Origin of the sequence: Mycobacterium sp. (genome assembly GCF_008709575.1) — a bacterium.
Classification (GTDB): Bacteria; Actinomycetota; Actinomycetes; order Mycobacteriales; family Mycobacteriaceae; genus Mycobacterium.
Map to the genome: position 1 here is coordinate 1 of NZ_VYIK01000219.1, position 895 is coordinate 895.

An 895-nucleotide genomic window follows, 5' to 3' on the forward strand; every position below is an offset into this window, starting at 1 on the left:
ATGCCGGCCGCCATCTCGTCGAGCGCCAGCCGCGCCGCCGGGCCGGCCAGCTCCGTCGTCGCGATCCGGACCGCTCGAACAGCACGAGCACGCATCGCTCGAGCTTATCCGCGAAATGTTGGCGCAAAAAGAAACCTGGCCGCAGCTTACGACCCCGGCCGACATGGTATTAGTCGGGCCCGGTTGATGCAGACCCAGTCCCGCGCCTGCAGGTAAGGGCGGAAAGGTTTATTGATGTGGTTTTTCCATGCCGCTGACACCCCGAAGGTGTCGCTTCATCGGTGCCTTTGGTCCTTGGGCTTGCTTCTCCTCAGCCCTAACGAGCACGGTCGTCCCGGGTGGGTACGTCATCGATCAGAATCGATCAGAGTCGAACTGAAATGTTGCAATCTCTGCGTCGCGCGATCTTGGTCGGCGTTGACGGCTCAGCCTCGGCCCAGGAGGCCGTACGGTGGGCGGCCCGCGACGCCGCGCTGCGGAATGTGCCGCTGACCCTGGTCCATTTCGTCGACCCCCCTGTCCCGGGGTGGTGGTCCCAGGTGTCCGCGGCGCCCGGCAGGCAATGGCAGGAGAAGCGGGCCCGCGACGTCATCGAGACGGCGATCAAGGTCGCGCATGAAAGCACCGGCGAGCATGGTCGGGTGCACATCGAAAGCAAAGTGTTCTATTCGGCCACCGTCGCGACGCTCGTCGACCTCTCCAACGAGGCGGAGATGGTCGTGGTGGGCTATCGGGGTCGTGGCGGCGTGGTGGCCCGCAACTTCCTGGGCTCGGTGAGTTCGGGATTGGTCTACCACGCGCATTGCCCGGTCGCCGTGATCCACCCTGCGGAGCCGCTGGTCACCGATGTCGCACGGGCGCCGGTGCTGGTGGGCGTCGACGGCTCGCCGGCGTC

The 895-nt window shown here is 65.8% G+C and carries 1 protein-coding gene; it reads left to right on the top strand.

Going from position 1 to position 895, the window contains the following annotated elements; translation table 11 throughout:
* Positions 1-380: 380 nt before the first annotated feature.
* The coding region (locus F6Q13_RS18015; RefSeq protein WP_293059448.1) for a universal stress protein at positions 381-895 on the top strand (515 nt) is incomplete at its 3' end.